This window comes from Microbulbifer sp. Q7, assembly GCF_001639145.1.
In the GTDB taxonomy this organism is placed as follows: Bacteria; Pseudomonadota; Gammaproteobacteria; order Pseudomonadales; family Cellvibrionaceae; genus Microbulbifer.
Genome location: NZ_LROY01000002.1, coordinates 456,014 through 469,799, shown reverse-complemented (window position 1 = coordinate 469,799; position 13,786 = coordinate 456,014). Strand labels below are relative to the sequence as shown.

General features: G+C 57.7%; 10 protein-coding genes. 5 read left to right on the top strand and 5 right to left on the bottom strand.

What is annotated here, in order from left to right; all coding sequences use genetic code 11:
* Positions 1-32: 32 nt before the first annotated feature.
* From AU182_RS16235 to AU182_RS07665, 4 genes are all read right to left on the bottom strand, one after another.
* Complete coding sequence (locus tag AU182_RS16235; protein ID WP_082859293.1) at positions 33-482, bottom strand: DUF3592 domain-containing protein; 450 nt, start codon at positions 480-482, stop codon at positions 33-35.
* Positions 483-626: 144 nt separating this feature from the next.
* Positions 627-1,031, bottom strand: a complete 405-nt coding sequence (locus AU182_RS07675; RefSeq protein ID WP_066963207.1) for a hypothetical protein — start codon at positions 1,029-1,031, stop codon at positions 627-629.
* Positions 1,032-1,435: 404 nt separating this feature from the next.
* Complete coding sequence (locus AU182_RS07670) at positions 1,436-2,944, bottom strand: fumarate hydratase (RefSeq protein WP_066963204.1); 1,509 nt, start codon at positions 2,942-2,944, stop codon at positions 1,436-1,438.
* Between the two features lie 220 nt (positions 2,945-3,164).
* Positions 3,165-3,911: a hypothetical protein gene (locus tag AU182_RS07665; protein WP_066963201.1), complete on the bottom strand. Its 747-nt coding sequence runs from the start codon at positions 3,909-3,911 to the stop codon at positions 3,165-3,167.
* A 320-nt stretch (positions 3,912-4,231) separates the two neighbouring features.
* Between AU182_RS07665 and AU182_RS07660 the strand changes: the two genes are divergently transcribed.
* The 5 genes from AU182_RS07660 (at position 4,232) to AU182_RS07640 (ending at position 13,115) form a co-directional block, all read left to right on the top strand.
* A complete protein-coding gene (locus AU182_RS07660) occupies positions 4,232-4,813 on the top strand; it encodes a superoxide dismutase (protein ID WP_066963198.1) in 582 nt (193 codons plus the stop codon).
* 188 nt (positions 4,814-5,001) lie between these two features.
* Positions 5,002-6,909 carry a DUF885 family protein gene (locus AU182_RS07655; protein WP_066963195.1) on the top strand — a complete coding sequence of 636 codons (1,908 nt, stop codon included), beginning with the start codon at positions 5,002-5,004 and terminating at the stop codon, positions 6,907-6,909.
* A gap of 289 nt (positions 6,910-7,198) precedes the next feature.
* Positions 7,199-9,589 (top strand): YadA-like family protein, encoded by a 2,391-nt coding sequence (locus AU182_RS07650; RefSeq protein ID WP_066963192.1) that lies wholly within the window; start codon positions 7,199-7,201, stop codon positions 9,587-9,589.
* 164 nt (positions 9,590-9,753) lie between these two features.
* Entirely contained in the window at positions 9,754-11,772 is a 2,019-nt protein-coding gene (locus tag AU182_RS07645; RefSeq protein ID WP_066963189.1) for a di-heme-cytochrome C peroxidase, read from the top strand.
* Complete coding sequence (locus AU182_RS07640; protein WP_227718172.1) at positions 11,769-13,115, top strand: catalase family protein; 1,347 nt, start codon at positions 11,769-11,771, stop codon at positions 13,113-13,115. The genes AU182_RS07645 and AU182_RS07640 overlap by 4 nt, the downstream gene beginning before the upstream one ends.
* Here AU182_RS07640 and sodC read toward each other — a convergent pair.
* The gene (gene sodC, locus AU182_RS07635) at positions 13,109-13,648 is read right to left on the bottom strand and encodes a superoxide dismutase family protein (RefSeq protein ID WP_153039174.1); all 540 of its coding nucleotides are present in this window, start codon (positions 13,646-13,648) and stop codon (positions 13,109-13,111) included. The two genes, AU182_RS07640 and sodC, sit on opposite strands and share 7 nt — an antisense overlap.
* Between the last annotated feature and the right edge of the window lie 138 nt (positions 13,649-13,786).

The following is a 13,786-nucleotide window of genomic DNA, read 5'->3' as shown; positions in this document are numbered from 1 at the left end:
CACAAAGTTGGCCGTCGGCCTGCAGCGCATTGTTATACGCGTGGCCGAAGCCACACGAATGTTATTAGTGCTGGTAGTACCACAGAGACTACAACAACAAAAAATGCCATGAAACTAATTCTTCTAGGCTCCAGCATTGAGCTTTGAAGGTCTGATTCTGAATGCCAGACAGTAACTTTTTTGCCTACAGGATAACTGGAGAGAACTTCGTTAACCTCAATTCCGAAACTAGACGGCATCACTCGATGTCCAGTAAGCTCTTTTCCGCCAGCCACGTAGAAATATTCAATATCCCAGTGAGCTCGCCCTCCATAACGTCCCGACGACCACGTCATTTCCGATTTAGTTATTTCACCAGGCACTGGATTGCTAAAGTCACTTTTGATCCAGCTGTAGACGCCACTAAATGCTTTTCCACCAGCTTCGCCTCCCCAAGCGAAAATCAAAAATGCTATTGCTCCAAGTAGATACCTATTGTTCATATTTGCGTATAACGCCCACAGCAGGGGCGGCTTACCTTGTGCGCATTTTGCGCGAAAATTGGAGCGTAGCGACCCGCGCAAAATGTGCACAAGGTAAGACGTCCCGCGGAGGCCCGTAGGGCCGGAGCAAACTGCCTGCGATTGTTATGTGCTTTTAGTGGCACTTGTTAGCACCTTAATACCTAAATACAGGAGGTATGTAGCTATACAAATGGTTAAAACCACCATGGCAACAAAAATTTCAGGATTATCTTCGAATGTAATGAGGCGTCCTTTATGACGACCTAGATAAAACTGTTGTTTGTATGCCACCCAAATTGACCATAAATAGAAGAACGAGGAAACTAAAAGTATAAAAATTCCTTTGCATTCGCTGCGTTCTCTTTTCTCCGCTATTCTTTCTTTCTCTTTGATCTCGGAACTGTTTCGCTCAGGTCTTCTTAGCTCTTCTACTAGCATCTGGTACCTCTCAGGAAACCGATCCCTATCAATGCTGTCTAGAGCCTCCAGTAATTCCTTCCGGCTGTAGTTTTTGTAATCGTTACTCATAGGTTCGAAAGTCTCGGCACATAACAGTTTTATTCATACGCCAAAGGCTTGTGTTCATTTGGCTTTTGTTCACCGACACTATTATCCACACAGCGCAGAATATCTATATAAATCAATAGCTTAAGCCGACAAATTTACCTCAACCTCAAAAAAAAGAAGCCTATAGCTTTTGTTCTTCTTTTTTAAATGGCTCCATTGTTCTTCCGAAGCCTTTGGAAATCAGTAACTTAGCTTATCCTGCTCCGTGCACACAAGCCATAGGCTGCTGAGCACCGGACTTTTTGTATGTAATATGCTCAATTCGATAAAGTGAGAGCAACTTTGTCTCTCTTCCGACGGATACAAAAAAGGCCAGTCTCATAATTGAGGCTGGCCTTTTTTGTATCCGTAGAGAGAAGGCGGTCTTACACCGCACCCTCTTCGATCTTGTGCTTCCAGATTACCGGGCCAGTGTTATGCACCGACTCACCATTACTGTCCACGGCGACGGTGACCGGCATGTCTTCCACCTCGAATTCGTAGATGGCTTCCATACCCAGCTCCGGGAAGGCAATGACCTTGGCATCCTTGATCGCCTGAGCCACCAGGTAAGCGGCGCCTCCGACGGCCATCAGGTAAACCGCTTTGTTATCGCGGATCGCCTCAATCGCAGTTGGGCCGCGTTCGGCTTTACCGATCATGCCCAGCAGGCCGGTTTCTTCCAGCATGGTGCGGGTGAATTTGTCCATGCGGGTAGCGGTGGTGGGGCCTGCAGGGCCAACCACTTCTTCACGCACCGGATCTACCGGACCCACGTAGTAAATAAAGCGGCCGCTTAGGTCTACCGGCAGCTTTTCGCCCTTGGCCAGAATATCCACCATCTTTTTGTGCGCGGCGTCACGACCGGTCAGCATCTTGCCGTTCAGCAACAAAGTGTCGCCGGGCTGCCAGCTGAGAACATCTTCCGCCGTCACTTCATTCAGATTGACACGGCGGGTGTTACCGCCCGCTTCACGGGTGATTTCCGGCCAATCTTCCAGCTTCGGCGGCGTCTGGCGCGCAGCGCCGGAACCGTCGAGGGTGAAGTGGGTGTGGCGGGTGGCCGCGCAGTTGGGAATAATGGCCACAGCCTTGTTGGCGGCGTGGGTGGGGAAGTCTTTGACTTTCACATCCAGCACGGTGGTGAGGCCACCCAGGCCCTGGGCGCCGATGCCCAGCTTGTTGACCTTGTCGAACAGTTCCAGGCGCAGTTCTTCGGCACGGTTGGACGCACCGCGCTCCTGCAGCTCCTGAATGTCGATCGGGTCCAGCAGGGATTCTTTCGCTAGCAGCATCGCCTTCTCGGCAGTACCGCCAACACCGATACCCAGCATACCGGGCGGGCACCAGCCGGCACCCATCTTCGGCACCATCTCCAGAACCCAGTCGACGACGGAGTCAGACGGGTTCAGCATGGCAAATTTACTTTTGGCTTCACTGCCGCCGCCTTTGGCCGCTACGTACACATCGACGTTGTCGCCGGGCACGATTTCGTAGTGAATCACCGCCGGGGTGTTGTCACCGGTATTCTTACGGGCGCCGTCTGGGTCTTCCAGGATGGACGCGCGCAGCACGTTATCCGGGTTGTTGTAAGCCCGGCGGACACCTTCATTGACCATATCGGTCACGCTCATCTCCGCGTCCCACTGCACGTTCATGCCCACCTTGAGCTTGACGGTCACGATGCCGGTGTCCTGGCAGATGGGGCGGTGGCCCTGGGCACACATACGGGAGTTGATCAGGATCTGCGCCATGGCGTCTTTCGCCGCCGGGTTGGCTTCCTTCTCATAGGCCTTGTTGAGGGCCTGGATAAAATCTTGCGGGTGGTAGTAAGAAATGAACTGCAGCGCGTCGGCCACGCTGTCGATCAGGTCGTCCTGGCGGATAATCGTCATTGCCGGCTCCGGTTGTCTCTCGTCTCGAAGGCGGCGATTTTACACGAATTGGCCGACAGTGTTGGACTGGGGTTATGGAGCGAGCGAAGGGATATAAAAGGATCTACCTGCACAGGCAGCGCAGATGAAAATGAGAACGATTGGCGAAGTTTGTTTTGCGCTTGAACAGGTTCCGGGGCCAAAGTAGCCCCGAAACCCTCCTCGAGCACCCTACCCCGTATTAGGGGGTAGATGCCGTAGTCGAGCTGGACTGCAGGCTGCGAATCGCGTCGCGCAGCTGTACCAGATCCTTGTTCACGGTGCGGCGGTAGCTATCAATAGACTGGACCGCTTCCTCGTTGGCACCCACACGGGCAGTCAGGTCTGCGCGCACGGAGGACAGCTGGCGTTCCAGGCTCGCTACCTTGTCTTTAGTTTCACGAGAGGCGCTCACCGTGGACTCTTTCAGCTTGGCGATATCACTCTCGAGCGCGGACACCTTCTTCAGGCTGCTTTCGAAGCTCTTGATCTTGCTGGAAAGCGCCGCCACGTCTTTTTTGGCCGCGTCTGCGGTCGCCTTGTTAGCGGCAATACTCTTGCGGTTAGTGTCGTAAGACACGCCCCACAGCTTGCGGATCTCAGAGGCGTTTTCCTTCACCTTGGCATTGAGCACTTCAACCGAGGCCGCGGACTCTTCGCCAGACATCTCGAATCGCTTCTCCAGCTGCACGATGCGCGCTTCCGCATCCACCAGCTGTACCCGCGTGTCCTGCCACTGGGTGTACAGGAAGCCGGCGCCGCCAACACCCGCGAGGCCGAGCAAAAGTGCCACAATCGCGAGGAAAGAAGACCCACCACCGGAGGATGACTCGGCAGCCGGCGGGGGGGGCGGGGCATGGCGTGGCCGGCCAGCCGCCGGGCTATTGGCGATCTGAGGGTCCATAGAAGATGCGCTGCTGCCATCGAATGTGGGCTCTCTGCGTTGCATGATGTCGTCCTGCGTTGGGATGCGGCCAGTTCGGGCCGGCAATCGGTAGAAATAGGCGGCAGTTATACCAAAAATTGACGAAAAAGTAAGCGGTTACTGTTATCAGAATAGGACAACGGAACTCCGGGAACATTCCGTTATTGATAATCATTCTCGAAATTAACCGCAAATCACAGCACGTTTTGCCTCTATGGGGGCGTTTCCACGCATTCCAACGGCTTAATAATGACACCAAGCGGGTGTAGAATGCCTGCCACCAATAACAGACCTACTACCGTACTTGGGTCGGTACAGGTCCCGGACAAAGGAAGGAATATTACATGGCACACGTTCTCCCCGAACTTCCCTATGCTATGGACGCGCTTCAGCCGCACATCTCTCAGGAAACTCTGGAATTCCACTACGGCAAACACCACAAGACCTACGTGGACAAGCTCAACGGTCTGCTGGACGGTACCCCGGACGCCGACAAGTCTTTGGAAGACGTCATCAAATCTTCCTCTGGTGGCGTATTCAACAATGCCGCGCAGATCTGGAACCACACCTTCTACTGGAACTGCCTGAGCCCCAACGGCGGCGGTGCTGCCACTGGCGCAGTAGCCGAAGCCATCAATGCGGCCTTCGGTTCCTTCGACAAATTCAAAGAAGAGTTCACCGCAAGCGCGGTAAACAACTTCGGCTCCGGCTGGACTTGGCTGGTGAAGAAGTCCGACGGCTCTGTAGCCATCGTGAACACCTCCAACGCCGAAACCCCACTGACCGACGACAGCGTAACCCCGCTGCTGACTTGCGACGTGTGGGAACACGCCTACTATATTGACTACCGCAATGCGCGTCCGAAGTACATGGAAGCATTCTGGGCACTGGTAAACTGGGACTTCGCGAACCAGAACTTTGCCTGATCACTGAATCGTATCAGTGAAGTCGAAAGCGGGCCCCGGTGGCCCGCTTTTTTGTGCCGGTAACCTGCTACCCGCCACTTCATTCGACCAAAAAGTGACCACTCCGCCCTAAAATTTGCAACCACTGCCGCGAATGGTTACAACACTGAACCCTCAAACCCTTTATTCACTGACGTTGAGATAACACCATGAAACTCAAGCTGACTCTGCTGGCAGCCGCCATAAGCGCGCTGGCCATCACAGGTTGTGACCGCGAACAAACGAACACGCCGGAGTCTTCGGCTGCGGACTCTGCCCAGGTCGCCGATCAGGCCAAGGGCAACAATGCCGACACCTCTGATACAACCGGCGGCGGCAACCCCGAAGTCATCGAAAAAACCAACCAGCTTTTTGAAGAACAGTTCCAGACCCATCTCAATCGCAGCCCGGAGTTTAAGACCTTCCTGGGCATGAAGGACGGTTACGACAAGTGGGACGACATTTCCCCCGCTTTTGAAAAAGAAACCCACGAGATTAAAAAGCGCCAGCTGGCGGACCTGAAAAAAATTGATCCCAAGCAGCTCGACGACGCTACCCGCCTCTCCCTGGAGCTCGCCATTCGAAACCTGGAGCAGGATATCGAAGGCTGGAAGTGGCGACTGCACACTTACCCGGTCAATCAGATGTACGCGGTGCACACCAGTGCGGCCTCCCTGCTGATCAACCAGCACCGCATCGACAGTGTTTCCGATGCAGAAGCCTATATCTCCCGCCTGAATGCCCTGCCGACGCACTTTGAGCAACTGATTGCCAACCTGAAAGAACGCGCCGACAAAGGCGTCATCGTGCCGAAATTTGTCTTCCCCTACGTGATCAGCGATGGCAACAACCTGATTACCGGCGCGCCGTTTGACGACGGCAAAGACAGCACCCTGTTTGCCGACTTCAAGGGCAAGGTCGAGAAACTGGAAATTGCTGCCGAGGAAAAATCGGCGCTGATCGAACAAGCCAAATCAGCACTACTGGACAGCGTCAAGCCTGCCTATGAAAAGCTCAATGGTTACCTGACGGAACTGGAGAAAGTAGCCACTACCGACGACGGCGCCTGGAAACTGCCCGACGGCGACAAGTACTATCAGCACCGCCTGAATGTCTACACCACCACCGACATGAGCGCCGACGAAATCCACCAGAAAGGGTTGGACGAGGTGAAGCGCATTCACGACGAAATGCGCGAGATCATGAAGACGGTGAAGTTTGATGGCTCCCTGCAGGAATTCTTCGAATTCATGCGCACCGATGAGCAGTTCTACTACCCGGAAACCGAGGAAGGCAAACAGCGCTACCTCAAAGAAGCCACGGCGATGATCGATAATATGAAGCAGCGCCTGGACGAGCTGTTTATCACCAAGCCCAAGGCGGATCTGATCGTCAAAGCGGTGGAACCCTTCCGTGAAAAATCCGCCGGCAAGGCCTTTTACCAGCGCCCTGCGCCGGATGGCTCACGCCCGGGTATTTACTACGCCAACCTGTACAAGATGAGCAGCATGCCCGTATACCAGATGGAGGCGCTCGCCTACCACGAAGGTGTGCCCGGCCACCATATGCAACTGTCCATCATGCAGGAGCTGGAAAACGTACCCAGCTTCCGCAAATTCGGTGGCTATACCGCTTACACCGAAGGCTGGGGCCTGTACTCGGAGCTGGTGCCCAAGGAAATCGGCCTGTACGAAGACCCCTACTCCGACTTTGGCCGCCTGGCGATGGAACTGTGGCGCGCCTGCCGTCTGGTGGTCGACACCGGCCTGCACAGCAAGAAATGGACCCGCGAAGAAACCATCGACTGGCTGGCAGAAAACAGCCCCAACCCCCAGGGGGATGTGGTCAAGGCCATCGAGCGCTACATCGTGATGCCGGGCCAGGCCACCGCGTACAAAATCGGCATGATGAAAATTGTCGAACTGCGTGAAAATGCCAAGCAGCAACTGGGTGACAAGTTCGATATCCGCGAATTCCACGACGTGGTGCTGGCCAATGGTGCGGTGCCACTGGATGTGCTGGAGGAACTGGTTGGCGAGTGGGTTGCTAGTAAGCAAGACACAGCCGCCGCGCAGTAAACTTGTCTACCCCGCGGGGTGACAACTCCGCAGCCGGGTAACCTCGGCGCCCGCCATTCACACGAATTGGCGGGCGCCTTTCCGCACCGTCCTTCTACCGCTCGCCCCCCGCTCGACCGCCCTCCCTTGAGCACTCGAAGCGCCATAGCCAAATACATCCACGCCACTGACACCGCTTCACCCGCCAGCCCGGTTGCAGGCAAACCAAACCCCTGCTTGACTAAAATATGACCAATTAGAGCAGTGGATGCTCAAACATCGTCCAACGCGCCACATCAGGGAAGAAGTTATGCCCCGCTCCAAGCAGCCACAGTTTCCTCGCAAGCACCTCGCCAACACCATCGCCAAACTAGTAGCGACCACCCTGTGCTACCTCACGATGGCCAATGGCGCCAACGCGCAATTTGTCTGTGAGGAGGCGGGCGCACCCAATAATACGGGCGATGGCGCCACCGCCACCGGCGGTAACTCCGTCGCCTGTGGCACCGATGCGGATGCCAGCGGTAATGCCTCTGTGGCGGTTGGTAATAATGCCGAAGCCAGCGGCAGTTCCGCTTCGGCTTTTGGCAGAAATGCCACCGCCTCGGGCGACGCGGCCTCGGCCGTTGGTGCCGGTGCCACTGCCAGTGGCACAGCCTCTACCGCCACCGGTAACAGCTCCGCCGCAACACAAACCAACGCCAGCGCGTACGGAGCAGAGTCCCGCGCGTCGGGAGAAGAAAGCACTGCCATTGGTGCGGCGAGCCTCGCCTCAGGGGAAGCCAGCACCGCTATCGGCGCCGCCAGCACCGCTTCGGGGGCCGCCTCCACCGCCCTCGGTGAAGGGAGCACGGCTGAAGCGCAAAATAGTACGGCGGTAGGTGAGGGCGCGGAAGCCTTGGCCGAAAACAGCACTGCCGTGGGTCAGGATGCGGCAGTCTCCCCCACGGCTACCAACGGGGTAGCTTTGGGGCAGGAAGCCACCGCCAGCGCAGCCTCCGCAACCGCACTGGGCGGTCAGTCCGACGCATCTGGCGAGAATAGTACCGCGGTGGGCGCCGCGTCACGGGCCCAGGCCGAAGGCGCCAGTGCCTTTGGGCAAAATGCGCAGGCCACCGCCACAAACACTACCGCTCTGGGCCTTGGCTCTTCTGCCTCGCAACTATCCGCCACCGCCGTGGGTGCCAATGCCAGCGCCTCGGGCACTGAAAGCACCGCCCTGGGCCAAGACGCACAGGCGACGGCCAACAACGCCACCGCCCTGGGTGAAACCGCCAATGCCAGCGGTGAATCCTCCCTCGCCGTGGGACAGAACTCCGCCGCCCAAGCTGCACGCGCGACCGCCGTGGGCCAGGAAGCCAGGGCCACGGCAGCGGATGCCACCGCCCTCGGCAACCTGTCCGCGGCCTCAGGAGCAACCAGCACCGCGCTTGGCGCACAGGCAGATGCGATCGGTGCCGAAAGTACCGCCGTCGGATCGAATACCTTCGCCGTTGGCGCTGGCAGCACGGCCACCGGCCATGGCGCGGTAGCCGGTGTCAGCAACGCAACGGCGCTTGGCAGTAATGCTCAGGCTACCGGAGACAACGCGGTGGCACTGGGTGCCGGTTCGCTGGCATCGGAAGCGAACACCGTGTCCGTTGGTGACAGCGGTAGTGAGCGGCGTATCGTCAATGTGGCCGAAGGGCAGAATGGCACCGACGCGGTAAATGTGGATCAGCTGGATCAACAAAACCAGGACTTGATGCAAAAAATCACCGATGGTGATACTCAGACGCTGACCGACGCCAAAACCTACACCGATGGTGAAATCACTACCCTCAACAACAGCCTGAGCCAGCAGATCACCAACGGTGACCAGCAGACCCTGCAGCAGGCCAACACCTACACCGATCAGCAAACAGCGGATACCCTGCAGCAGGCAAATCAGTACACGGACAACGCTGTTACTAATTTGGACCAAACCCTCACTCAACAGATTACCGATGGTGATCAGCAAACACTCACCAACGCCAACAACTACACCGATCAGCAGGTGACCGACTCCAGCAACCAGCTGATGCAGAAAATCACCGATGGTGACCAGCAGACCCTGCAGCAGGCCAACACCTACACCGACCAGCAGGTGACCGACTCCAGTAACCAGCTGATGCAGAAAATCACCGACGGTGACCAGCAGACCCTGCAAAAAGCCAACACCTACACCGACCAGCAGGTGACTAGCTCAAGCAATCAGTTGATGCAGAAAATCACCGATGGCAACCAGCAGACATTGAGCAAGTCCAACGCGTATACCGACCGTAGTTCTGCGCAAACGCTGCAACAGGCCAATCGCTATACCGACCAGCGCGTCGCTGAAATCGCCGGGTTCAATTTCCGGGGTTTGCAGCAATTCAACAGTCGCATGGATGACTTCGACCAGCGTCTGAACCAGACCAACACCCGCGTGGACCGCATCGGTGCCATGGGTATCGCCATGCAGCAAACCGCAATCAACGCCGGTGGCTCCAGCTGTAAGAACTGGCGGGACTGGAATGAATGTCGCGGGCGAATCTCTGTAGGGGCCGGTTGGTTGAACGGCGAAAGCGCCGTGTCGATTGGCTACGGTCGTCCACTGGGAGAGAGCGGCCGGATTAGCTTTGGTGGTGCCTTCAGTGGCAGCGAGGCCGGTGGTGGTATCGGTTTTGGCTTCGATCTGTAGCCGATCGATACACACCATAAATAGGCAGCTCCTTCCAAGAGCGCACAAGCCGGGGCAGCAATGCCCCGGCTTTTTCTTTTCCCCGTTCCCCATTTACAATGCGTCTTCGGCCGTGTTTTACATACCGGCAAGAACAATAATCAATTTTCCGGAACTGGACGCAAATGGATTTTCGTACTGGCAAGCTGGCACTGTGGCTGGCTTTTTCAAGTGGCCTGGCTCTCACCGGCTGCACCCTTGCCCAAAAATTCCTCGAACCCAACCTCGTCAAGGAACACATCCGCGAGGTGCGCTACCTGGACCAGGGGTGGTCAGAGCAAGATCGCCAGCTGTTTTACAACACACCCCAGGGCACCGAATTACAGGGCCTGCACTACGAATGGCTGAAGGCTCTGGAACTGCCGTTCTCCCGGGAAAAACTGGCCAGCCCGGAGAATCTGCGCGGCTGGGGATTTATTGTCGAGTCCGGGGATGACCCGGCACAGAATACCGGCATGCACCCGGTTGGCATGGGCCGCCATGTAAATCCTACAGACGACTCCGTGCGTCTGGACCTGGGCTGCGCGCTCTGCCATACCGGCGAGCTGCACTACAACGGTATCGCCCTGCGGGTAGACGGCGGCCAGGCGATTCACGGTATGTCCACCGGCGCGCCCGGGGAATTTACACACTCCATCGGCGCAACCGCGCTGGAGATGCGCTTTAACCCGCTGAAGTGGAACCGGTTTGCGGACGCCATTGCCGGTGAGGACCCGGCCAAGCGAGACCAGCTAAAGCAGGAATTCGCGGCATTCCGGGAGCGCTTCTTTACCTTCGCGGCGGGTCCGGGAAACCCCAAAAATTTCCCCACCACCGAGGGCCGGGGGCGTACCGACGCCGTTGGTCGAATCGGCAATGTGGTGTTCGGCTACAACCTGGGCATCGAAGAGAATTACAAGACAGCCGATGCACCGGTGAGCTACCCGTTTCTGTGGGATATCTGGCGCTTCGACTGGGTTCAGTACACCGGGTTTACCAATCAGGCCATGGCCCGCAACGTAGGGGAGAGCCTGGGCGTGATGGCTCCGGTAAAGCTGGTCGACGAGGCTGGTGCACTGCTGCCGGAGGAAGAATTCGGCCAGTCCACCATCAATGTGCAGGGCATGCAGTGTATCGAAACCACCCTGCGCAAGTTGCGTCCACCAAAATGGCCAGAGGAAGTACTGGGCAACATTGACATCGCACAGGCGCGCCGCGGCAAGGACCTGTTCGCCGATCAATGCGCCCACTGCCACGGCCCTCATCCGTCGAAGCCTTATGCGTGGCAACTGGCCGCCGGGCCCGGGGAAAACCCGGGGAGCCAGCGCAGTGTGAACTGGCAGTGGGATATGTCCGGGCAAATTTCCTACGACACAGCCAATCGCCCGGTGCGGGAAGACTGGCGGGAATCCCTGTGGGCCATTCCCTGGATTGATGTGCAGGTCATCGGCACCGACCCCACCGCCGCCGAGAACTACGTCAACCACACCTATGACCCGGGTCCGCTGGTAGCCAAGAACCCGGACGACCCCGACGATGCGCGCAATCGACAGGTCAATGCCGGCGACGGGCTGCAATTATTGCTGAACAAGCTGGTGCCCGTGCTGTACGAAAACAGCGGTGTGTCCAGTGACAACAACGGTATTGCCGACTACGACGGCCTGAATGTGCCATTTCGTATCGCCAACAAGACCGCCTATAAAGCGCGTCCCTTACACGGGGTCTGGGCCACGCCGCCCTTCCTGCACAATGGCTCTGTACCCACCATCTACGACCTGCTTTCGCCGCTGGAAGCGCGGCCGATGCAGTTCGCCGTTGGTCACCGCGAATACAATCCGCAAAAGCTGGGCTATGTCACCGACAATCGCCCGGGAACCTTTACCTTCGATACCACACAAACCGGCAACAGCAATGCCGGACACCTGTTCACCGATGCCAATGTGGCCGGGCGGATTGGACGACGGCTGCGCGAAGGCGAGCGTATGGCGCTGCTCGAATACCTGAAGGTCATGGGGAACCCGGACTTCAGCGCAGCACTGGGCGGTGACCCGCAGAACTGGGCGCAATACCCCGCGCCACCGGCGAGTGCCATCGGCGAGCAAGCCTGTAACGCGTTTCGCCATGTAACTGCCTCCGCGTCTACGGCAAAGGAGGCTGCCCTGTGAATCGGTACTCACGAGGATTTCTGCTCACCGCCTGCCTTCTAGCGACGGCCTTTTACCCGTCTGTGGGCACCGCAGAAACCGGTGTCGCCGAATCGGTGGAAGCGAGCATCGAGCAACTGGACATGCAAATCTCCGCGGCCGAGCAGGCCGCGATTGTCTCCGCCATCACATCCGCCCGTGAAATTTCCCGCATCGCCCACCAGCACAACAGTCCCGCCCACGGCAATCTCTACCGTCGGGATGCCCATGCCAAGGCCACGGGCTGTGTGCGTGCGGAATTTGAGGTGAACGGTGATATCCCCGCACAGTTTCAGCACAGTGTATTTGCCAGCCCCGGGCACACCTACCAGGCATGGGTGCGGTTTTCCAATGGGGACATGCTGGTACAGCCAGATGGCGAGGGGGATGCGCGGGGCATGGCGGTGAAGGTCATGGGCGCAGAGGGCCCGGTGATTGCCCCGGAGCTGGGCAGCGGTGATGGCCCCGGCGGGGCGAATCAGGACTTCATCATGACCAATATGCCAGCCTTTTTTAATCGCAACATTTTCGACTACGCCGAAAATATGCAACATCTGGCGAGGCTGGACCGCAAAGGCTGGTTTTTCAACCTGTGGCCGCCGCGGCTGCACCTGAAAGAAACGATCCGGGCCTATCAGACGGTATCGTCAAAAATCGACACCCCGCTCGCAGAGCAGTATTTCTCCATGCTGCCCTATCGGCTGGGGGAGACCACCGTTAAGTTTTCCAGCCGGCCCTGCCCCGGTGCCCACTACCCGGCCACCGTCGACACCGCTGCGGACGACTTTTTAACCCGACAAATGGCCGATACCCTTAAATCGGGCTCCGCCTGTTTCGAATTCATGGTGCAACCTCGGCCAGCCGAAGCCTCTGCCGACCAGATGCCACTGGATGACGCCACGGTAATCTGGGAGGAAGAAAAAGCGCCTTTCATACCCGTCGCGCGACTTCATATCCCGCCGCAGACATTTACCGGGGAAGCGCAACAGCAATTCTGCGAAAACCTGTCAATGAGTCCCTGGCGTGGCGTGGGCGCCTGGGAGCCCCTGGGCAGCCTCAACCGCGCGCGCCGGCTGGTGTATCACGCAGTGTCTGAATTCCGTCACACACGCAATCAGGCGCCGCAGGTGGAGCCTGCAAACTGGTGTGTGCCCGGAGATGGCGCGCCCTGCACACCGCAGCAGGGCCTGAATATTCGCAAACCTGTCTGGCCGCTACCGCGCTGCTTTGATGACCTGTTCCAGCCGCTGGATGGAACGGCCGCAAGCAGTCAGTGTCCCCGGGCCTATGGCCCCAACCTCGCGGAAGGCGAACCCGCCTATTGAATCACGCCGCAGGCAACGCGCGCACCGCCGCCGCCAAGGGGCTTGGGCTGGTCCGAGAAGTTATCGCCGCCGGCATGGATCATCAGCGCACGCCCCTTGAGGTCGGCAACTTTCACGCGGGGCGCCAGTACCGGCGATGTGGCCCGGCCATCGCTGTCCACATACAGCGGTGGCAGGTCACCCAAATGGCCGTCGCCCCATGGCAACCCATGCTTGCCGGTCTTTTTCGGGTCGTAGTGACCACCCGCCGACAACGCGGGCACCATCTTGCCGTCTTTTTCCCCGGGCTCACAGCTGCCATTCTGGTGCAAATGGAACCCGTGCAGTCCGTGGGGCAGCCCTTTCAGGTTGGGGGTAAACACCAGTCCGTAGGGAGTCTCGGAGATGGTCACCGTGCCCAGCATGGTACCCACCCCCTTGCTGTCGACTTTCAACACACTGACCACGGTTTCCGCGCTGGCTGACATTGCCAGCCCCGCGATCACCGCGGCGCAACCGCAGCCTACTACCATTTTTCGGGCAATCCGGAACATGCATTCCTCCACTATTTACCAACGTTATCGAAAGCGTTATCCGCAACACCGGCACCAAAGCCGGCGGGAAAATACACATTAATGACTACAGTGTAGAAGCAAATGAAGAAAAGGCCGGGCAATTGCCGCGGCCTTTTT